17 protein-coding genes are annotated in these 18,459 nt (G+C 63.8%); 10 read left to right on the forward strand and 7 right to left on the reverse strand.

All coding sequences use genetic code 11. The annotated features are described in order from the left end of the window. Positions 1 to 13 precede the first annotated feature (13 nt). Positions 14 to 1,198, reverse strand: coding sequence for an MFS transporter (locus APH27_RS11400; protein WP_060484851.1), 1,185 nt, complete (start codon positions 1,196 to 1,198; stop codon positions 14 to 16). A 118-nt stretch (positions 1,199 to 1,316) separates the two neighbouring features. Between APH27_RS11400 and APH27_RS11405 the strand changes: the two genes are divergently transcribed. After that, on the forward strand, positions 1,317 to 2,213 hold the full coding sequence (locus APH27_RS11405) for a LysR family transcriptional regulator (RefSeq protein WP_027919866.1): 897 nt from the start codon (positions 1,317 to 1,319) through the stop codon (positions 2,211 to 2,213). On the opposite strand, the gene APH27_RS11410 is transcribed toward APH27_RS11405, so the two are convergent. Continuing rightward, positions 2,194 to 3,114 (reverse strand): LysR substrate-binding domain-containing protein, encoded by a 921-nt coding sequence (locus APH27_RS11410; RefSeq protein WP_027919865.1) that lies wholly within the window; start codon positions 3,112 to 3,114, stop codon positions 2,194 to 2,196. The genes APH27_RS11405 and APH27_RS11410 overlap by 20 nt on opposite strands. A gap of 161 nt (positions 3,115 to 3,275) precedes the next feature. Here APH27_RS11410 and APH27_RS11415 point away from each other — a divergent pair, with 161 nt between their 5' ends. The 8 genes from APH27_RS11415 (at position 3,276) to APH27_RS11450 (ending at position 8,988) form a co-directional block, all read left to right on the forward strand. Next, entirely contained in the window at positions 3,276 to 4,058 is a 783-nt protein-coding gene (locus APH27_RS11415) for a YqcI/YcgG family protein (RefSeq protein ID WP_027919864.1), read from the forward strand. A 2-nt stretch (positions 4,059 to 4,060) separates the two neighbouring features. Next, on the forward strand, positions 4,061 to 4,690 hold the full coding sequence (locus APH27_RS11420; protein WP_060484852.1) for a LysE family translocator: 630 nt from the start codon (positions 4,061 to 4,063) through the stop codon (positions 4,688 to 4,690). Between the two features lie 34 nt (positions 4,691 to 4,724). Next, positions 4,725 to 5,819 carry a hypothetical protein gene (locus tag APH27_RS11425; protein ID WP_060484853.1) on the forward strand — a complete coding sequence of 365 codons (1,095 nt, stop codon included), beginning with the start codon at positions 4,725 to 4,727 and terminating at the stop codon, positions 5,817 to 5,819. A gap of 156 nt (positions 5,820 to 5,975) precedes the next feature. Next, entirely contained in the window at positions 5,976 to 6,665 is a 690-nt protein-coding gene (locus APH27_RS11430) for a hypothetical protein (RefSeq protein WP_027919861.1), read from the forward strand. A 178-nt stretch (positions 6,666 to 6,843) separates the two neighbouring features. After that, positions 6,844 to 7,545, forward strand: coding sequence for an AzlC family ABC transporter permease (locus APH27_RS11435; RefSeq protein ID WP_156335875.1), 702 nt, complete (start codon positions 6,844 to 6,846; stop codon positions 7,543 to 7,545). After that, positions 7,542 to 7,856 (forward strand): AzlD domain-containing protein, encoded by a 315-nt coding sequence (locus APH27_RS11440; protein WP_027919859.1) that lies wholly within the window; start codon positions 7,542 to 7,544, stop codon positions 7,854 to 7,856. Before APH27_RS11435 ends, APH27_RS11440 begins: the two co-directional genes overlap by 4 nt. Beyond that, positions 7,853 to 8,689, forward strand: a complete 837-nt coding sequence (locus tag APH27_RS11445; protein ID WP_027919858.1) for an AraC family transcriptional regulator — start codon at positions 7,853 to 7,855, stop codon at positions 8,687 to 8,689. Before APH27_RS11440 ends, APH27_RS11445 begins: the two co-directional genes overlap by 4 nt. Before the next feature lie 71 nt (positions 8,690 to 8,760). Then, on the forward strand, positions 8,761 to 8,988 hold the full coding sequence (locus APH27_RS11450; protein WP_027593874.1) for a hypothetical protein: 228 nt from the start codon (positions 8,761 to 8,763) through the stop codon (positions 8,986 to 8,988). A gap of 48 nt (positions 8,989 to 9,036) precedes the next feature. Here APH27_RS11450 and APH27_RS11455 read toward each other — a convergent pair whose 3' ends face one another. The 5 genes from APH27_RS11455 to APH27_RS11475 form a co-directional block, all read right to left on the reverse strand. Then, a complete protein-coding gene (locus tag APH27_RS11455; protein ID WP_060484855.1) occupies positions 9,037 to 9,522 on the reverse strand; it encodes a copper chaperone PCu(A)C in 486 nt (161 codons plus the stop codon). Beyond that, positions 9,522 to 10,130, reverse strand: a complete 609-nt coding sequence (locus APH27_RS11460) for an SCO family protein (RefSeq protein ID WP_027919856.1) — start codon at positions 10,128 to 10,130, stop codon at positions 9,522 to 9,524. Before APH27_RS11460 ends, APH27_RS11455 begins: the two co-directional genes overlap by 1 nt. 335 nt (positions 10,131 to 10,465) lie before the next feature. Continuing rightward, entirely contained in the window at positions 10,466 to 11,050 is a 585-nt protein-coding gene (nfuA, locus tag APH27_RS11465; protein ID WP_027919855.1) for a Fe-S biogenesis protein NfuA, read from the reverse strand. Between the two features lie 58 nt (positions 11,051 to 11,108). After that, the gene (locus tag APH27_RS11470; RefSeq protein ID WP_060484856.1) at positions 11,109 to 12,143 is read right to left on the reverse strand and encodes an acyltransferase; all 1,035 of its coding nucleotides are present in this window, start codon (positions 12,141 to 12,143) and stop codon (positions 11,109 to 11,111) included. A gap of 108 nt (positions 12,144 to 12,251) precedes the next feature. Then, positions 12,252 to 14,552 (reverse strand): fatty acid cis/trans isomerase, encoded by a 2,301-nt coding sequence (locus tag APH27_RS11475; RefSeq protein ID WP_060484860.1) that lies wholly within the window; start codon positions 14,550 to 14,552, stop codon positions 12,252 to 12,254. A 180-nt stretch (positions 14,553 to 14,732) separates the two neighbouring features. Here APH27_RS11475 and metH point away from each other — a divergent pair, with 180 nt between their 5' ends. After that, positions 14,733 to 18,440: a methionine synthase gene (gene metH / locus APH27_RS11480; protein WP_060484857.1), complete on the forward strand. Its 3,708-nt coding sequence runs from the start codon at positions 14,733 to 14,735 to the stop codon at positions 18,438 to 18,440. Positions 18,441 to 18,459: the final 19 nt, after the last annotated feature.

Here is an 18,459-nt window from a genome sequence, read left to right on the forward strand (position 1 = left end):
AGACGATTCTACGCTAGCGCGGCCCCGCCACGAAGCCGCTTCTGCGCGCTGCCAGTACCACCAGCAAGGCGATTGCGACCAGTGCCAACACCACACTGCCGAACGCCTCGACGCCCACCGCGGCCAACAACAGGCCACCGACGATCCCGCCCAGGGCAATGGCGCTGTTCCACACCGTCACCAGCATCGACTGCGCAACATCGCCTCCCTCACCCGCCGCATCGGCGCAGGCGGTTTGCAACAGGGTCGGCGCGCCGCCGTAGGTCACCCCCCATAGCGCAACGCTCAGGTAGATGGCCCATGGCCAGGCCTGCCCCAGCAACAGGGTAGCCAGGGCAAACCCTGCCAGACTCAGTACGACCAGCGTGCGCAGGTGGTGATCGACCAGCAGGCCCACCAGGCCGATCCCGGCCAGCGCCGAAAGGCCGAACAGCATCAGCACCTGGCCGATATCGGCCGCCATGCCCGCTGCGGCCAGCAACGGCACGATGTAGGTGTAGAGCATGTTGTGGCCGAGGATCCAGGTGAGGATCACCAGCAGCACCAGGGCCACGCCTGGCGTACGCAGTACCTGCAACGCTGACGGGCGCCTGCCGGAGGCCTGCCCTGGATAATCAGGCACAGCTTTGAGCACCCACGCCACCAACAGCAGCGCCACCAGCGTGACCAGGGCGAAGGTGGCGCGCCAGCCAAGCCCCGCTCCCAGCCATGTGGCAATCGGCAAACCCAATGACAGCGCAATCGGCTGGCCGAGCATGGCCACGGCCATCGCCCGCCCCTGCAGTGCTGCTGGCACCATGCGCCGGGCATGCCCGGCAATCAGGCCCCAGGCCAATCCGGCAGCGGCGCCGGTGAGAAAGCGCAGCAGCAGGGTCAGGGTGTTGGAAGGCGAAATGGCGGTCAGGCCGTTGAACAGCACAAAGCCGACAATGGCCAGCAAGAGCGCTCGGCGCCGGTACCAGCCTTGGGTCAGGGTCACCAGCGGGATGGCTGTCAGCAACGAACCCAGTGCGTATGCGGTCACCCATTGCCCGGCCATGGCCTGGCTGATGTGCATGCCATCGGCGATCTGGTCGAGCAGGCCCGCCGGGAGGGTCTCGCTGAGGATGGCGATGAAGCCGGTCATGGCCAGCGCCAGCAGCCCGCTCAAGGGCAGGCGTTCGGCGCGGGTCAGAGAAGCAGTGGATGTCTGGGACATTGCAGGATGCCTTGTGGTTTCGATCAAGGCCGACAGTCTGCAAGGCCCCAGATTGCGGAAAAAGACGGTTACAATACCGCTCACCCAGGACGTCGGTGTCCGCAATCAGGAGCGCACAATGGACAGCCTCAGCGGCTTCATGGTCTTCAACCGGGTCGCCGAAACCCGCAGCTTCGTCGCCGCCGGCCAGTCGCTGGGGATCAGTGCCTCGGCCGTGGGCAAGCGTGTGGCGCGCCTTGAGAGTCGCCTGGGTGTACGCCTGTTCCACCGCAGCACCCGCAGCATCACCCTCACCGCCGAGGGGACGCTGTTTCTCGAGCGCAGCCGGCGCATCCTGGCCGAGATCGAGGCCACCGAACAAGAACTGTCGCAGGCCAGCGAAACACCACGCGGCCGCCTGCGCGTAAGCCTGCCTCAGGTGACCGGGTTGGTGATGCCGGCCTTGGCCGAATTCATGGAACGCTACCCAGAGGTGGAACTGGACCTGGAGTTCACCGACCGCATGGTCGATATCGTCGGCGAAGGCTTCGATGTGGTGATGCGCGGCGGCCAGCCGCTGGACTCACGGCTCAATGCCAAATTTCTCGGGCACTTCCAGCACTGCCTGGTGGCCTCGCCCGAGTACTTGCACACGCGTGGCACACCGCTGCACCCGCGCGAACTCGGCGCACACAGCTGCCTGCACTACCGCTTCCCCAGCAACGGCAAGCTGGAAACCTGGCCGCTGCGCCAGGAGCACCCGGAACAGGGCTACGACATCCCCATATCGATGGTCTGCAACCATGTCGAGACGCGTATCTGCTTCGCCCTCAACCACCGTGGCATCACCTGCCTGCCAGACTTCAGCGTGCGACGCGAGCTGGCCGCTGGCACCCTGGTGAGCGTGCTTGACGGCTTCATCGAACGGCGCGGCAGCTTCTACCTGCTGTGGCCGTCCGGGCGCCACGTGCCACCCAAGCTGCGGGTGTTCATCGACTTCATGCTGGAGCGCGTGTTCAGCCGTACAGGTAGTTGATGTCCTTGTAGCCCAGCGGCGGCACCTGGCCGAGCAGGTACTCGCGCAGCTTGTGCATCTGCCGCGCCTTGGGGCTGCTCTTGAGCCAGGTCATGTAATAACCGTCACCGGTCGACACGGCATGCTTGTACGGCGTCACCAGGCGCCCGGCAGCGAGGTCGGCACTGGCCAGCACCAGGTCGACCACCGAAATGCCCAGGCCTTGCTGCGCAGCCGAAATGCCTTGGTCGAGGGTATCGAACACCTGGCCCTGGTCGATGCTGATGTCCAGCGCATCCATGCGCGCCAGCCAGCGCCGCCAGTCGCGGCGGTCCGGTGACGGGTGCAAGAACTCACATTGGCGCAGGTCGGCCAGCACCGGTTGCGCTTGTGCCATGTAGTCCGGGTGGCACACCGGAATCAGCCATTCATCGAACAGCTTGACGCTCTCGACATCGGCCGGAAAACGGCCGTTGGCCAGAAGAATGGCGCAGTCGTAGGGCTCGGAATAGAAGTCCACCGAGTCGATGTCCATCCACACGCTCGACAGCTGCACGCTGCAGTTGTCTTCGAGCTTCTTGAAGCCGTCCAGCGCCCGCAGCAGCCAGCGCACGGTCAGTGTCGAGGGGGCTTTCAAGCGCAGCCCGTAGCGGTCCTGGCGCAGCAGCGCACAGGCGTTTTCGATGATCTTGAACCCGACCTTCAACTCTTGGGCCAGCAGCCGCCCATGTTCGGTGAGGCTCAACTTGGGGCCGCGGCGCTCGAACAGGTCGCAGCCGAACATGGACTCGAGCGTCTTGATGTGATGGCTGACCGCTCCCTGGGTCAAGGCGAGCTCCTCGGCGGCGCGGGTGAACGAGCCGTAGCGCGAGGCCACCTCGAAGGCACGCAGGGCGTGCAAAGCTTGAATCCGTTCCGACATGACGCCCTCGAAGCATGAGTAAGACTAATAGTAGGTCATAGTTCCACGCGTTTTACAACGTGAAGAGCGTCTCAGAAAATGCAGTTAAATAACAAAGATAAGTAACCAACCTGCCTGCATATGAGTGGAACTCTCTCTTACTTGAATCTCCTGGGGAAATCATGTTTACGGTTTATGGAAACTGCTATCGCCTGGATGCGCTAGAGCTGGCCGATGAACATGTACGGAACTCTCAGCACTGGACGCACCAAACCATACAACATTTTCGCAACGTACTCGCCAATCCCGACTTCCCTTGCCTGTTCGGGCGCAAAGCGGTAGCCGGCGCATCCTGCCACATCCTCTTTGCCCGTGCCGAGCAACTGGCCGATGACATCGCCCAGGGCCTGGCCGAGTATGTCCGCACCATGACTCCCGTGCCGATCAAACAGCGCATCGGCAGCCCCCTGGTGGTGTTTCTCGAGACCGCCGCCGACAGCAGCCTGGCCGAACAACAGGCACTGGCCTGGAAAGTACTGCGAGGGGTCCACGCCCGTGACCCGCATCCCTGGCCACAGGCGATCCCCACCGACCCGCACGACAACGCCTGGTCGTTCTGCTACGCCGGCATGCCGCTGTTCATCAACATGAACTTCCCCGGCCACCAGCAAATGAAAAGCCGCAACCTTGGCCCGCAGATCACGTTCGTCATCAACCCGCGGGAGAACTTCGACGAAGTGGCCAACGCCAGCACCGAAAGCGGCCAACGTATACGCGCCCGCATTCGTGATCGCGTGCGCCATTACAACGATGGGGTGATGCCCGAAACCCTGGGCTTCTTTGGCCAGGACGACAACTTCGAATGGAAGCAGTACCAACTGCAGGAAGCCGGCTCGCTCAATCCGTCGCGCTGCCCCTTCCATGCCCACGCCCATGCGACACCTGACACTCTGATCGAGAACTGACCGTGAATACCGCACTGACCCTGACTTACGCACTCACCGTCCTGCTGTTGATCGCCACCCCGGGCCCGGTGGTGGCGCTGATCGTCAACACCGCCGCGGCCTCCGGCTCGCGCAAGGCCATTTTCACCGCCGTCGGCACCAACTGGGCGTCACTGGTGCTGATCGGCGCCGCTGCGTGGGTGATCCTGACCAGTGCGGCCATCGACAAGGCCTGGCTCAGCGGCATGAGCCTGCTGGGCTGCCTGTTCATCGGCTACATCGCCGTCGGCACCTTGCGCGAGTGCCTGCAGGCGCCTGCCGTCGAAGAGGCCGATATCCCGCCAGCCAAGGCCGGGCGCGGTGGCTTGTGGCAAGGCTTCATGGTGGGCATTTCCAACCCGAAGGACATCATCTTCTTCATCGCCTTCTTCCCGCAGTTCATCCAGATCACCGAATCGTTCGGCAAGAGCATGGTGGTGCTGTCGCTGTTGTGGGTGCTGATCGATTTCGCCGTGCTCAGCCTTTACATCTTCGCCATCGGCAAGATCACTTCGCAGCGTAGCAACCGCATGATTTCCTTGGCCTCGGGAGTCGTCCTGCTACTGATCGCCGCCGGTGGTCTGGCCTATAACCTCAAAGAACTGGCGGGCTGACAGCCCTGGCTACGCCAGCCAAGAAGGAGCGCCCATGACACCGTCGGTAACCGCCACACACGTTCCGGGCCTCACTTCGCCACTGCATCAGGACTACCAGCGCTTTCTGCTGCTGGGCAACCGCCGCGCACCGCACACCCTGCATGTGCACGAGAGCGGCTACCGCTCGGGCACCATCAACACCGATGCCCTTGGCCTGCGCTACAGCCATTGCGCCGGCAAGCGCTTCTCCGCCGCCGAGCGCGGCGGTGCACCACGCATCAACCTGCTGGTCGGCGGTTCGACCGCCATGGGCATCGGTGCCAGCTCCGATGAACATACGGTGGCCTCGCACCTGTCGATGCTGACCGGTGAGGTATGGCTGAGCCTGGCCGGCTGCGGTCTCAACGCCAGCCAGGAGCTACTGATGTTCCTGACCCACCAGCACCGCTTCGGCGAAGTGGGCCATGTGGTGCTGCTCAGTGGCCTGAACACCTTGGCCCATGAAGCCCTCGGCGAAATCCTGGCCGGCGCGCATGACCCACAACAGGCCAAGGCGCACCAGGCTTACCTGAACAGTTTCAACGAGGGCATGCCGCCGGTTGGCCCGGCTCGCCGGGTGTCCCTGTTGCAACGCCTGGGGCAGGCACTGGCGCCGCGGCGCAACGAACCTGCCCCCGTCTGGCCGCTGTCCGCCCCGGAAAAACGCCTCGCTCGAGCGGCCGACAGCATCGGCCGCACCTTGCGCCAGTGGGAGCGGATGCTGGCTGACAGCCACGCCACATTGACCTTTATCCTTCAACCTTTGCTGCCCTGGTGCCGGGAAACCTTGCCAGCGGGTGAGCACGCGATGCTGGCCGCACTGCAGCGGCAACCGACGAACTTCGATCGCCTGCTCGAAGGCGCATTCGACAGCCAACTGCACATGGCCTTCTTCCGCCGCATCAAGAGCCAGGCGGACCCCGTGCCCTGCTACGACATGAACAGCATGCTCAGCAGCTCGCCGGTATTCGGCGCCGACCTGTTCGTCGACCGCCTGCACCTTAACGACCTTGGCAACAATGCACTGGCCAAGGTGATCACCGCCAAACTGGGGCTGGCCCAAGAGCGACACGCCCAACGCAAGGTCACACCGATCACGCGGGTCTGACAGCCGACCGTCGGGGTTTCGGTTTCAGCCTGCGGTTGGCTAGAATACCCCGTCGTTCCGATTCGCCCGAGGCGTACGCGTAGTTGTGATCAATCTTCAAGCCGCCCATCCCTGCCTGGCAGCCTGCCGGCTCCGTTCGTTGCTCGGGGCACGCCTGTGAGCCGTGTCGCGCTGGCACCGGCCCTCTTCATCGCGCTGGCCCCGGCGGCCGTGAACGCGCTCGAAGTTCGCATCGATCCACACGCCGACCTGCTTTACCGCCAGGCGCTGCCGCTGCTGGAACAGGCCGACAACCAGGACGACAACAGCACCCTGCGCACGGCCATGGGTGGCGACCCAGAGCTCAATCGCCAGGGCCGGGCAATGGCGCAAACCTTGCCGACGGCGGTGGCCTTGCTGAAAAAGTCAGTAGAGCTTGGCCATCCGGTGGCTCAATATCGCCTGGCGCTGTACTACACCACCTACCTGCCTGCAGCACAGATCGCCGATGCTGCCTGCCCACTGCTGGAAGCCAGCCTGAACCAGGGCTTCGCACCGCCGGCAACAGCGATTGCTGCCTGGTGCCCACCCTACAATGCCAGCCCGGCCTACCGCGAAGCCCTCGAAGCGGTCCCGAGCATGGCGACGTTGTACGCCCCCTACTACCCGCAGCCGGCCACACGCCTGGCCTGCAGCCGCAGCCACCCGCAGGGGTTGCAGATGCAATGGGGGCGCCAGCGCGACTACCAGGCCGAGGTCTACCGGCTGCTGGGTGACCTTGATCCACAGCATCGCCAGGCACTCCTGCAGAAGGCCGTGGACATCAATGGCTGTGTGGCAGCGCAGCAACACTTGAGCAAGCGATAAACGCCTGCCCCGGGGCCCTTACCGGCTATCGCCGCTCCTGCAGGTTGAAGCCTGCGCTGTAGGAGCGGCTTCAGCCGCGAAGGGGCCGGGACACGCAGCAAACAAGCAAGATCGTTCAAGCCACCCGCCCCACGGCTCTGTCATGCTGCCCTACCTCGCAAAAAGTGTCGCAGCCATCATGCCCATCAGTCCCCCCGTCGCCCGCCAAGCCTTCCTGCACGGCGCCATTGCCATCCTGCCGCTGTCCCTGGCGGTCGCCCCTTGGGGCCTGCTCGCCGGCTCCATGGCCATCGAAGCCAACCTCAGCGCCTGGCAAGGCCAGGGCCTGTCGGCGATCGTCTTCGCCGGTGCCGCGCAACTGGTGGCCATCGGCATGCTCAAGGGGGGGGCCAGCCTGCTGTCGATCCTGCTCACCACCCTGCTGCTGACGTCCCAGCACCTGCTCTATGGCTTGTCCATGCGCCCCGTGCTGTCGAATCAGCCGTTGCGCTGGCGGCTGGGCCTGGGCTTCCTGCTCACCGACGAATTCTTTGCCCTCACCAGCCACTATGACCAGCAGCAGTTCAACCGCTGGTACGCACTCGGCGTGGGCCTTACCTTCTACATCGCCTGGAACGTGTTCACCCTGGCCGGCATCGTGCTGGGCCAGAACATCCCGCACCTCGATCAACTGGGCCTGGACTTCTCCATCGTCGCTACCTTTGTCGCGCTAATCGCACCACTGGTGCGCAACCTCGCCACCGTGGTGTGCGTGACGGTGTCGCTGTTCTGCTCGGTACTGTTCAGCTATTGGCACTGGGAAACCGCACTGGTCGCGGCGGGCTTGCTGGGCATGGCCGCAGGCTTCATCTGTCAGAAATTCACCGGAGGCCGAGCATGATCTGGCTGCTGATCTTTGCCATGGGCGCAGTGGTATTTCTCAACCGCTACGCCTTCCTGGAGCCGCGCCTGCCCCTGCGCCTGAGCTCCAACGCCCGGCAGTTCCTCGGCTTTGCCGTGCCCGGCATGCTCACTGCGATCTGCGGACCGATCATTTTCTTGCCTGGGCACCAACTCGACCTGAGCCCGCTCAACCCCTACCTGCTCGGCGCGCTGGTGGCCGTTGCGCTGGTACTGTTGACCCGTAGCGTGTTGCTGAGCATGCTGGTGAGCATGTTGATCTTCTTCCTGCTGCGCAGCTGGCTGGCATGAGCACGCCCCTGCGCGAACAGACCCACCTCTGGCAGGCGCCGGCCCTCGGTGACGTCGAGATGCTGCACGCGCGCTATTTCCAGCAGCGCTTTGCCCCACATGTGCATGAAGGCTACGTGTTCACCGTGATCGAGTCGGGCGCACAGCGTTTTTGGCACCGCGGCAGCGAGCACTTGGCGCCGGTTGGCAGCATGGTGCTGATCAACCCGGACGAACTGCACACCGGCGCCACCGCCCACGAAGCCGGCTGGCGCTACCGGGGTTTTTATCCGGAGCATGAGCGGGTAACCGGCGTGCTGGATGAATTGGAACTGGGCCGCAACGGGATGCCGCGTTTCAACGACAGCGTGATCCAGGACCCAGCCCTGGCGCGGGCTTTCAGCCAGTTGCACCAGCTGTCGGAAGCCGGTGCCAGCGCCTTGGAGCAACAAACCGCCTGGCGCCAGGCGGTGCTGGCGCTGGTGCAGCGCCACGGCCACTGCCCTGAACCCACAGCCCCCGGCTATGAACCGCTGGCAGTGGCACGCGCGCGGGAATTGCTGGAAAGCCAGTTGGCGAACCCGCCGTCACTGGAAGCCCTGGCCGCTGCGGTCAACCTTTCGCCATTCCATTTTGCCCGGGTGTTCCGCCAGGCCACCGGCCTGCCACCCCACGCCTGGCTGAAGCAGCGGCGCCTGGCACGGGCAAGGGAGTTTCTGAAAAGCGGGTTGGCGGCCTCTGACGTGGCGTTTGCGCTGGGTTTTGCCGACCAGAGCCACTTGAGCCGGCAGTTCAAGCAGGCGTATGGCGTAACGCCGGGCGCCTACCGCAGCGCCTGCCTGCACAGCGAGTAGCTGCGACCCCAGGCCTCAGGCAAGCCCTGCAGCCACTGCTACACTGACAGAGCAGAACGGAGGATCCTGCCATGTCCGAAAGAGAGCTCACCACCCTGATATCGCTGATGAACCAGCGCCAAGCCTGCCTGAGCAGTGCCTGCAAGGAAATTGCCGACTGGATCGACCGCCAGGGCGATGTGCCCGCTGCGGGCAAGATCCGCGCCAGCCTCAAGGCGTTGGAGGCCGATGAGGCCCAGGTCCGCAAGACCCTGACCTCGCTGACCCTCGACAGGCCGCTGCCACGCTTTCGCAGCTGAGACGCGCAGCACAATGAAAAAGGGCCGCTGATGCGGCCCTTTCGATGGTCAGTGGTTCATGTGCATGTGATCGTGCCCGCCGGCCTCGGCGTTGAGCGGGCGTACTTCTGCCTGCACCTCGACGGTTTCCTTGGCGCCCTTGGCATCTTCGATGGTCAGGGTCAGCGGTACTTTCTCGCCTTCCTTCACCTGCTGGGTCAGCCCCATCAGCATCACGTGGTAACCCTTGGGGTCCAGGCTTACCGGCTTGCCCGCTGGCAGCTCCACGGCTTTGACTTCCTTCATGCCCATCACGTCGCCGTTCATGGTCATCTCGTGCACCTGCACGGTCTTGGCCACCGGCGAAGCCACGCCGACCAGCTTGCTGTCGGTGCTGGCGGTCAGGGTCATGAAGGCGCCGGTGGACGGCTGGTGCGGCACGCTGGCGCGTACCCAGGCATCGCTCACGGTAGTCTGGGCCAGGGCTGGCAGGGCCAGGCCCAGCAGGGCGATGGCGGCCAGGCCGCGCTTGATTGGTTGCAGTGATACAGCCATTAGCAAATCTCCATCAGGGTAGCCAGGTCTTCAGCGCATTCCTTGGCATTCAGCGAATGGCCCAGGCTCAGGCGCAGGGTGCCACGTGTATCGTAGACGTAGCTGGTGGACGAGTGAGAGAGGGTGTAGGTGTCACCGGCCGGGACCTTCTCGTAGAACACCTTGAATTCCTTGGCCACCGCGGCGATTTCTTCCGGGGTGCCGGTCAGGGCGGTGAACGACGGGTCGAAGGCCTTGACGTAGGCATCGAGCACTTCCGGGGTGTCGCGCTCCGGGTCCAGGGTGATGAACACCACCTGGAAGATCTCGCGGTCGCGGCCCCTGAGCAGCTTCTTGATCTGTGCCGCACGCGCCAGGGTGGTCGGGCAGACGGCCGGGCACTGGGTGAAACCGAAGAAGATCATCGGCATGCTGCCGTAGAAGCTCGACAAGGTGCGGACATTGCCCTGGGGGTCCTTGAGGCTGAACTTGCGCCCAAGGATTTCGTTGCTCATGTTCTTGCCGTACTTGAACTCGAGCCCTCGGGCCGGGTTGCAACCTGCCAGCAGGCCGAGCCCCAGAACGCCCATCCCGGCGACAACCGCGCGCCGGGTAAACTGATCATTCATGAAACCATCCTTTAAAGGGAAGGTGCCAACCCTCGGGGCGGGCCGGCCGAAAAACCGGGGCATTCTGGCATGACACCCGGCGAGCTTCTACCCGACCAAGGCGGTGACGGCCCGCAGCCCTTTAAACACGGGCTGCGGCCTGTTGTCGCAGGGGTTGAATCCGTAACACTTTGTTGCTAGGCCTTGACCCGTCGCGATCTTTGTAAGAGCGGCCTCGTGTCGCGAAACGGCCGCATGGCGGCCCCAGCAATATCCGCTTCGCCGCCGATATCCCGAGGCTGCTGCGCAGCCCTCTCGCGACACGAAGCCGCTCCTACACAATGACCGCGCCTGGATCAGTAGTAGGCGTTCTCTTTCTGCGTGTGGTCAGTTACGTCGCGCACGCCCTTGAGCTCCGGAATGCGCTCGAGCAGGGTGCGCTCGATGCCTTCCTTGAGGGTCACGTCGGCCTGGCCGCAGCCCTGGCAGCCGCCACCGAACTGCAGCACGGCAATGCCGTCGTCGACCACGTCCACCAGGCTTACCTGGCCGCCGTGGCTGGCCAGCCCCGGGTTGATCTCGGTCTGCAGGTAGTAATTGATACGCTCGTTGATCGGGCTGTCTTCATTGACCATCGGCACCTTGGCATTCGGCGCCTTGATGGTCAGCTGGCCGCCCATGCGATCGGTGGCGTAGTCGACCAGCGCATCTTCCAGGAACGGCACGCTGACCGCGTCAAGGTAGGCGGTGAAGCTCTTCAGGCCGACGGGTTCGTCGTCGGGCTTCTCTTCGCCCGGCTTGCAGTAGGCGATGCAGGTCTCGGCGTACTGGGTGCCCGGCTGGGTGATGAAAATACGGATGCCAATGCCAGGCGTGTTCTGCTTGGAGAGCAGATCGGCCAGGTAATCATGGGCGGCGTCAGTAATGGTTATAGCGCTCATGGAAGTTCCTCACAGACTTGCGGCCAAGTGTACGCCAACCTGGCCCTTGAACAAAGTCCTAGTATTTGACTCGGGATAGCGCAAATTCCCGGCCTTGCCCCCGTGGCGCCGCCAGCCAGGCCTGCATCCGCCGGTACAGGCCGCGCTCCAGCCACTGATAGCTGAACCACGACATTAGTCCAATGGACGGCACGCACAAGGCGAACACCAGGTACGGGTTCAGGCCCAGACGCTGGCTGGCGAACCAGCCGGCGTACAGCACCAGCACGTGGATCAGGTACACCGAGTAGGAGCAGTCACCCAGCGCCTTGAGCAGGCGATTGCCCTTGAAGTACGGCTCAAGGGCGATGAACGCCAGCACGATCATGGCGCTTGGCACGCCCCAGTGCAGCAGGCGTTGTGACGCGTCCAGGTGGTAGATCGCATAACCTGCCACGCCCAGCACGGCCAGCGGCAGCCACAGGCCTTCGCGGATCAGGCCGCGGCGATGCATCACGCCCAGGCCGATGCCCAACAGGAACTCGTAAATGATGTCGTTGTTGTAGAAGCGGCTAAGCACGCCCATGCGCCCCAGCACTTCACTGACCAGCAGCAACGCAGCGGTCACCAGCAACAAGTGGTGGCGCTGACGCACCAGGAAAGCCAGGCCGAACAACAGGTAGAAAAACATCTCGAAATTCAGCGTCCAGCCCACGTTCAGGGTCGGGTACAAGCCGTAGCCGCCTGGGTTTTCCGCAGGAATGAACAGCAGCGACAGCACCAGGTGATGCCAGTTGAAGGCCTGGTGCGGCATCCATTGGCTGAATGCCAGCAACAGCGCCGCCATCAGCGCGGTATAGAACCAGTAGGCCGGGATGATACGCATTGCCCGGTTGAGCAGGAACTGGCGCGGCTCGATGGGTTTGTCACGGGTCGACAGGTAGATGACCAGCCCGCTGATGACGAAGAAGATGTCGACGCCTACAGCGCCGCGGTCGGTGAGCAGTTGGCCGATGGGGCCGGTGGCATGGAAGTCGAAGAAGATCTGCATGAAGTGGTGGCAGACCACTACCCAGGCGGCGAACGCCCGCAGTGCCTGAAGCGAATACAGCATGGAATACCCTGCGATTGCCGGTGCATTGAGGCCTCGGGGGCTACTTGCAGCCCCCGGACCACCCACCCGTTCCGACCGTAAGGTATTCGCAAAGGTCAACCGACCCGATCAGAGGTTCTCGTAGCGGTTCATGTCCAGCACCCCGGCCTCCACCGGCTCGGTCTCCTTGATGTAGGTGTTCAGGTCATGGAAGTAGCGCCAGAACTCAGGGTGGCTGCGGCGCACGCCCCAACGCATGACGATGCGCTCGAACTTCGCCGCGTCATCCTTGGCGTACTCCATGTCTTCGACGAACTCCGGCACATCACTGGCCGGGATGTTGAAGATGAAGTTCGGGTAGCTGCTGAGCACGCCCGGGTACAGGGTCAATGTATCCAGGCCAGGCTGGTAGCGGTACGCCTCACCCAGCAGGAACGCCACATTGCTGTGCGCGCGGTTGCGCAGCAGGCTGTAGACCTGGCGTTGGCCGCCCTCGCCTTCGATGCGCAGCATGGTCGCCTCGGGCAACTGGCTGATCACCTTCAGGCCGGCGGCCGGGCGCGACACCAGGCGGCTGAGCGACTGCTCGACATTACGGAACTCCTCGCTCATCTGTGGCCGCGAGCAGTACGCGCCGGTACAGCGGTTGATCGGATCGGGCGCGGCGTTCAGGCTGCCGGTGCGCTGCAGCAGTTTCAGGCCGAAGTCGCGCTTGGGGTCGCGCGGGTCGAGCTTGATGCCGCTCGGGGTGTCGGTGTCGATGTCCTCGTAGTCCATCCACATCTTCACCTTGCCGCTGTTCTGGTACCAGCTACCGAGGATCTTGCCGCGCTGGTCGGCCGGCATCAGGCGCAGGAAGTTGACCTCGGCACCATTGCGGATCAGGTCGAAGTACAGCCGCGTCTGCAACTGGTGCGAGACATTGCCGTACACATCGAAGTTGACCGCCAGTTGGTAGTAGGTGCGCTCGAACAACGGGTAGTCGAACAGCCACACGGTCAACGGCACATCGCCGATCAGGCCCTTGGTCACCGAGGCGCTGTCGAAGTGGCGGAAGATGCTCAGCAGTGCGTTGTCGTTGCCGGCCCACAGGGTTGCCCAACCTGGCGCGGGCATTTCGGCGTAGGCCGCGCGGCGCAGTTTTTCGTACTCGTTGCGCTTGTCGCGGTAGGCATGCCACAGGTTCAGCACGCTGCCGACATCATCGATCTGCCCGGGCATGGCCAGCAGCGGCGTGGCTTCGCCGCGGTACTTGGCGTCGGTGATGTAGCGGTCGTGGGCCGGCTCCTGGAACAGCGCCCAGAAGTTGTCGCGGATCACGTCGGTGGCGATCTGCCCGCGGCACACCGGGCCACGGATGAAGGTGCGCACGAAGTATTCGGCGTTATCCAGCATGAACTGGTAGCGCGCCACCGCCGGGATCGCCTCGAAGGTTTCGAACGGGTTGGCCCGGTGGCGTGGGCCGTAGCCTGGCAGCGCGGTGGCATGCCAGTCGCCGGCATAGAACAGCTGCTTGATGCGCTTGAGCTTCTGCGGCCCCATCGGATAGGTGATGTGGGTCTTGTGCACGATCACGCCTTGCACCGGGATCAAGCGGTAATAGAAGTCGGTACCTGGCGGGTCATTGGGGCGGCGCGTGGCGATGATGTCGACCGGCTTGCCGCTTGGCGTGCGCGAGCGTACCCACTGGAAGAAATGGCCAGGCTCGCCACCAACGAAGTAGATGTGCGCCAGGAACAGGTGTTCATACAGCCAGCGGCCGACCAGCGCCTCAGTGGAGCCTGGGCGGTTGAGCAGCTCTTCCCAGTCGGTGATCTGCCTGGCCTCGGCCGCGCTTGGCTGGATCGGCTGGTACTCGACCGGTGCGCCAGCAGCGAGCCAGCGGCGCATGGTGTCGTATTCCTTGTCGGTCAGCCCGGTCACCGCCAGCGGCATGCCCTCTTTGGGGTGGGCGCCGGCGTAGGCATCGAACTCTTCCGGCAGCGGGCACATGTTGTTGCGGTTGAGCCCCAGGACAATCTCGTCGGGCAGCTTGGCGTTGGGTGTGAGCGGGGTCTTGTGCCCCAATTCGAGCATGCGCGCCATCAGCGCCGCCTGGCTGCCCTGGTTATCGAGCACCGAATAGAAGCCTTTCTTGCGCCATTCATCTTCACTGTGGGCGTCGTAGAACAACCGCGTGGGGGGCACTGCCTTGCTTCGCTCGCCCTGGTACACCGGCACCTTGGTGGCACCGCGTACTGCGCCCTCGGGGCTTTCCAGCTTGAGCTGGCACGCGGCATCGTTGCAGGCATGGCAAGCCACGCATTTCTCGGTGAAGATCGGCTGGATATCCCGGGTGTATGAAATGGCCGGGCTCGATTGGGGGGCTTGTCCAAACGCCACGCTGCTGATGAGCAGAGCGAAGACGCTGACAAGGATACGATGCACCATGTGCGGAAAGTCCTGAGAATTGAAAGCCATCACGATTTGCCTGGTCGTCCCTGGGTGCTCTGTTCGCAAAGCGCCAGCCCAACATGAGCAGAATTCATGCAAATGGGCAATGCGCCTAAAAACCGCGCAGCTTTGTTATGATTCGGCACCTTCTGATATTTGCCCGACCAGGTAGTTCCTATGTCCGACCGCAGCGCTCGTCTCCAAGCACTCCAGCACGCACTCAAAGAGCGCATCCTGATCCTCGACGGCGGCATGGGTACTATGATCCAAAGCTATCGCCTCGAGGAACACGACTATCGTGGCACGCGCTTCGCCGATTGGCCAAGCGATGTGAAAGGCAACAACGACCTGCTGCTGCTCAGCCGCCCGGACGTAATCGCCGCGATCGAGAAGGCCTACCTGGACGCTGGCGCCGATATCCTCGAAACCAACACCTTCAACGCCACCCAGATCTCCCAGGCCGACTACGGCATGGAGTCGCTGGTGTACGAGCTGAACGTCGAGGGTGCGCGTATCGCCCGCCAGGTGGCCGATGCCAAGACCCTGGAAACCCCGGACAAGCCGCGCTTCGTCGCCGGCGTGCTCGGCCCGACCAGCCGCACCTGCTCGATTTCCCCGGACGTCAACGACCCCGGCTACCGCAACGTCACCTTCGACGAACTGGTCGAGAACTACATCGAGGCCACCCGCGGCCTGATCGAGGGCGGCGCCGACCTGATCCTGATCGAGACCATCTTCGACACCCTCAACGCCAAGGCGGCGATCTTTGCCGTGCAACAGGTGTTCGAGGACGACGGCATCGAGCTGCCGATCATGATCTCCGGCACCATCACCGACGCCTCCGGCCGCACCCTGTCGGGCCAGACAACCGAAGCGTTCTGGAACTCGGTGCGCCACGCCAAGCCGATCTCCGTGGGCCTGAACTGCGCCCTTGGCGCCAAGGACCTGCGCCCGTACCTGGAAGAGCTGGCGACCAAGGCCGACACCCACGTGTCCGCCCACCCTAACGCCGGCCTGCCGAACGCCTTCGGTGAATACGACGAAACCCCGGCCGAGATGGCGGCGGTAGTCGAGGAGTTCGCCGCCAGCGGCTTCCTCAACATCATCGGCGGCTGCTGCGGCACCACCCCGGGCCACATCCAGGCCATCGCCGAGGCTGTGGGCAAGTACCGCCCGCGCGCGATTCCAGAAATCCCCAAGGCCTGCCGCCTGTCGGGCCTGGAGCCGTTCACCATCGACCGCCAGTCGCTGTTCGTCAACGTCGGTGAGCGCACCAACATCACCGGTTCCGCCAAGTTCGCCCGGCTGATCCGCGAAGAGAACTACACCGAAGCCCTGGAGGTCGCCCTGCAGCAGGTCGAGGCCGGCGCCCAGGTGATCGACATCAACATGGACGAAGGGATGCTCGACTCCCAGGCCGCCATGGTCCGCTTCCTCAACCTGATCGCCGGTGAGCCAGACATCTCCCGCGTGCCGATCATGATCGACTCGTCGAAGTGGGAAGTGATCGAAGCGGGCCTGAAGTGCATCCAGGGCAAGGGCATCGTCAACTCGATCTCCATGAAGGAAGGCGTCGAGCAGTTCAAGCACCACGCCCGCCTGTGCAAGCGCTATGGCGCCGCCGTGGTGGTGATGGCCTTCGACGAGGTCGGCCAGGCCGACACCGCCGCGCGCAAGAAGGAAATCTGCCAGCGCAGCTACGACATCCTGGTCAACGAAGTCGGCTTCCCGCCGGAAGACATCATCTTCGACCCGAACATCTTCGCCGTCGCCACCGGCATCGAAGAGCACAACAACTATGCCGTCGATTTCATCGAGGCCTGTGCCTACATCCGTGACCACTTGCCCCACGCGCTGAGCTCGGGCGGTGTATCCAACGTGTCGTTCTCGTTCCGCGGCAACAACCCGGTGCGTGAGGCGATTCACTCGGTGTTCCTCTACCACGCGATCCAGAATGGCCTGACCATGGGTATCGTCAACGCCGGCCAGTTGGAGATCTACGACGAGATCCCCGCGGCGTTGCGCGAGAAGGTCGAGGACGTGGTGCTCAACCGTACCCCGCACGGCACCGATGCCCTGCTGGCGATTGCCGACGACTACAAGGGCGGCGGCGCGACCAAGGAAGTGGAAAACGAAGAGTGGCGCTCGCTGCCCGTTGAAAAGCGCCTGGAACACGCGCTGGTCAAAGGCATCACCGCCTTCATCGTCGAAGATACCGAAGAGTGCCGTCAGCAGTGCACTCGCCCGATCGAGGTTATCGAAGGGCCGCTGATGAACGGCATGAACGTGGTCGGCGACCTGTTCGGCGCCGGCAAGATGTTCCTGCCACAGGTGGTCAAGTCGGCCCGGGTGATGAAGCAGGCCGTGGCGCACCTGATCCCGTTCATCGAAGCCGAGAAAGGCGACAAGCCAGAAGCCAAGGGCAAGATCCTCATGGCCACGGTCAAGGGTGACGTGCACGACATCGGCAAGAACATCGTCGGTGTAGTGCTGGGCTGCAACGGCTACGACATCGTCGACCTCGGCGTGATGGTGCCGGCCGAGAAGATCCTGCAAACCGCCCGCGAGCAGAAGTGCGACATCATTGGCCTGTCCGGCCTGATCACCCCGTCGCTGGACGAGATGGTCCACGTCGCCCGCGAAATGCAGCGCCAGGATTTCCACCTGCCGCTGATGATCGGCGGCGCCACCACCTCCAAGGCGCACACCGCAGTCAAGATCGAGCCCAAGTACAGCAACGACGCCGTGGTCTACGTCACCGACGCCTCCCGCGCCGTGGGTGTTGCCACCCAGCTGCTGTCGAAGGAGCTCAAGCCAGGCTTCGTCGAGAAGACCCGCCAGGACTACGTGGAGGTGCGTGAGCGCACCGCCAACCGCAGCGCCCGCACCGAGCGCCTGAGCTATGCCCAGGCCATCGCCGCCAAGCCACAGTACGACTGGGCCGGTTACCAGCCAGCAGTGCCCGCCTTCACCGGGGTCAAGGTGCTGGAAGACATCGACCTGCGCACCCTGGCCGAGTACATCGACTGGACTCCGTTTTTCATCTCCTGGGACCTGGCCGGCAAGTTCCCGCGCATTCTCACCGACGAAGTGGTCGGCGAAGCGGCCACCGCGCTGTACAAGGATGCCCGCGAAATGCTCGACAAGCTGATCGACGAGAAGCTGATCAGCGCCCGCGCGGTGTTCGGCTTCTGGCCGGCGAACCAGGTCGCCGATGATGACATCGAAGTCTACGGTGAGGACGGCCAGGCCCTGGCCACCCTGCACCACCTGCGCCAGCAGACCATCAAGCCCGATGGCAAGCCGAACCTGTCCCTGGCCGACTTCGTCGCGCCGAAAGCCAGCGGCGTCACCGACTACGTCGGCGGCTTCATCACCACCGCCGGCATCGGCGCCGAGGAAGTGGCCAAGGCGTACCAGGACAAGGGCGACGACTACAGCTCGATCATGGTCAAGGCGCTGGCCGACCGCCTGGCCGAGGCCTGCGCCGAATGGCTGCACGAGCAGGTGCGTAAAGAGCACTGGGGCTATGCCCGCGACGAGCACCTGGACAACGAGGCGCTGATCAAGGAGCAGTACCGCGGTATCCGCCCTGCCCCGGGCTACCCGGCGTGCCCGGACCACACCGAGAAAGAAACCCTGTTCCGCCTGCTCGATGGCACCGCCATCGGCGAGACCGGCCCAAGCGGCGTGTTCCTCACCGAGCACTTCGCGATGTTCCCGGCGGCGGCGGTCAGCGGCTGGTACTTCGCCCACCCGCAGGCGCAATATTTTGCCGTGGGCAAGGTCGACAAGGACCAGATCGAGCGCTATAGCGCACGCAAGGGCCAGGAGATCAGCCTGAGCGAGCGCTGGTTGGCGCCTAACCTCGGGTACGACAGCTAAGCCGCACCTGCCTCTTCGC

The organism is Pseudomonas sp. NBRC 111123 (genome assembly GCF_001320205.1).
Taxonomy (GTDB): Bacteria; Pseudomonadota; Gammaproteobacteria; order Pseudomonadales; family Pseudomonadaceae; genus Aquipseudomonas; species Aquipseudomonas putida_J.

Coding starts and splice junctions, on each gene's coding strand:
- APH27_RS11400 (WP_060484851.1), bottom strand. CDS start 1,198: ATGTCCCAGACATCCACTGCTTCTCTGACCCGCGCCGAACGCCTGCCC.
- APH27_RS11405 (WP_027919866.1), top strand. CDS start 1,317: ATGGACAGCCTCAGCGGCTTCATGGTCTTCAACCGGGTCGCCGAAACC.
- APH27_RS11410 (WP_027919865.1), bottom strand. CDS start 3,114: ATGTCGGAACGGATTCAAGCTTTGCACGCCCTGCGTGCCTTCGAGGTG.
- APH27_RS11415 (WP_027919864.1), top strand. CDS start 3,276: ATGTTTACGGTTTATGGAAACTGCTATCGCCTGGATGCGCTAGAGCTG.
- APH27_RS11425 (WP_060484853.1), top strand. CDS start 4,725: ATGACACCGTCGGTAACCGCCACACACGTTCCGGGCCTCACTTCGCCA.
- APH27_RS11435 (WP_156335875.1), top strand. CDS start 6,844: ATGCCCATCAGTCCCCCCGTCGCCCGCCAAGCCTTCCTGCACGGCGCC.
- APH27_RS11440 (WP_027919859.1), top strand. CDS start 7,542: ATGATCTGGCTGCTGATCTTTGCCATGGGCGCAGTGGTATTTCTCAAC.
- APH27_RS11445 (WP_027919858.1), top strand. CDS start 7,853: ATGAGCACGCCCCTGCGCGAACAGACCCACCTCTGGCAGGCGCCGGCC.
- APH27_RS11450 (WP_027593874.1), top strand. CDS start 8,761: ATGTCCGAAAGAGAGCTCACCACCCTGATATCGCTGATGAACCAGCGC.
- APH27_RS11455 (WP_060484855.1), bottom strand. CDS start 9,522: ATGGCTGTATCACTGCAACCAATCAAGCGCGGCCTGGCCGCCATCGCC.
- APH27_RS11460 (WP_027919856.1), bottom strand. CDS start 10,130: ATGAATGATCAGTTTACCCGGCGCGCGGTTGTCGCCGGGATGGGCGTT.
- nfuA (WP_027919855.1), bottom strand. CDS start 11,050: ATGAGCGCTATAACCATTACTGACGCCGCCCATGATTACCTGGCCGAT.
- APH27_RS11470 (WP_060484856.1), bottom strand. CDS start 12,143: ATGCTGTATTCGCTTCAGGCACTGCGGGCGTTCGCCGCCTGGGTAGTG.
- APH27_RS11475 (WP_060484860.1), bottom strand. CDS start 14,552: ATGGTGCATCGTATCCTTGTCAGCGTCTTCGCTCTGCTCATCAGCAGC.
- metH (WP_060484857.1), top strand. CDS start 14,733: ATGTCCGACCGCAGCGCTCGTCTCCAAGCACTCCAGCACGCACTCAAA.